At 47.4% G+C, this 1022-nt stretch carries 3 protein-coding genes; 1 reads left to right on the top strand and 2 read right to left on the bottom strand.

Features of this window, described 5'->3' with window-relative positions:
* Positions 1 to 52: 52 nt before the first annotated feature.
* A complete protein-coding gene (locus tag AB0442_RS42680) occupies positions 53 to 331 on the bottom strand; it encodes a CII family transcriptional regulator (RefSeq protein ID WP_350590796.1) in 279 nt (92 codons plus the stop codon).
* Positions 332 to 467: 136 nt separating this feature from the next.
* A complete protein-coding gene (locus AB0442_RS42685) occupies positions 468 to 698 on the bottom strand; it encodes a Cro/Cl family transcriptional regulator (RefSeq protein WP_274756370.1) in 231 nt (76 codons plus the stop codon).
* Between the two features lie 34 nt (positions 699 to 732).
* On the opposite strand from AB0442_RS42685, the gene AB0442_RS42690 reads away from it, so the two are divergent.
* Positions 733 to 1022: helix-turn-helix transcriptional regulator (locus AB0442_RS42690; protein ID WP_366168880.1), on the top strand; the 290-nt coding region annotated here is incomplete at its 3' end.

Consider the following 1022-nt stretch of genomic DNA (forward strand, 5'->3'; position numbering starts at 1 on the left):
TCGGCGATTTTTTGCCATAATTTCCTCCAGTGGTTATCTCCAAACATCACTATCACGCCTCGAAAGCTGCAACTTCCGGGGCGTTTTCTTTTGGTGACAGATATCCAGCCAGGCGCTTAGCCAACTCCGCCATTTCTTCGTCTGCTATCCCATAGTTCAGGACAGCAAGCGCCATGCTCATAGTCTCCAGCAAGCCTGATTTCCACCGGCTAACCTGTGACTCATTAACTCCCATAGCATCAGCAAACTTGCGCTGACCCATTGCTGCGATTTTGTTCAGAAGCGACGAGTGAATCTTCATCGCCGTCTTGCGTGTGCTTGCAGTTTCCATGCGTAATACTTCCTTTGTGGTTTAGATAGTTAATGCGTAAATAATTGTTTTATCGTGCACCATTGACAGTCATCCATTGACCACGCCGGGCACCCGACCATATACCGGGCCGTTCGGTACTAAAAGTACATTTTATTTACATGACTAATTGCTGCTTACCGATACGGCGAATCTGTGCTGCTGAATACTTGCCGCCTGATGCTTTGGCGATCTTATCCGCGTACTCGGTTTCTCCTGTAAACTCGGTACGCGGCAGAGAACCACGCTCTATCCATTTATAAATGGCCTTGGGCGTAAGTCCGCAAACCTCAGCCACAACAGATACACGAACGGATTTAATGACGTGTCCAAACGTGATTTCGTTCATTTGCATCTCCAGTGGTGAACTTATAGTTCATATTATGACGGAACTGATAGTACAGTCAAGCACAGATATAGTTGAACTTATGGTTCAACTAAATGAGCGCGAAAAATTCTCGCAAAGGCTTGCGCTAGCCTGTGATAAGGCGGGATTACCACAACATGGCAGGCAGGCTGATCTCGCTGCCAGAATGAAGCTTACGCCCAAGGCTGTGAGCAAGTGGTTTAATGGTGAGTCGCTTCCACGAAAGGATAAGATGGAGTTGCTCGCTTCAGTACTTGGAACTACTGCTGCTTACCTGCATGGGTATGCATCAGAGGATGGAATTAC

This window comes from Kitasatospora sp. NPDC085895, assembly GCF_040702125.1.
In the GTDB taxonomy this organism is placed as follows: domain Bacteria; phylum Actinomycetota; class Actinomycetes; order Streptomycetales; family Streptomycetaceae; genus Kitasatospora; species Kitasatospora arboriphila.

Excerpts from the sequence above, each read along its gene's own strand:
- AB0442_RS42680 (WP_350590796.1), bottom strand. The coding sequence starts at position 331 with ATGGAAACTGCAAGCACACGCAAGACGGCGATGAAGATTCACTCGTCG.
- AB0442_RS42685 (WP_274756370.1), bottom strand. The coding sequence starts at position 698 with ATGAACGAAATCACGTTTGGACACGTCATTAAATCCGTTCGTGTATCT.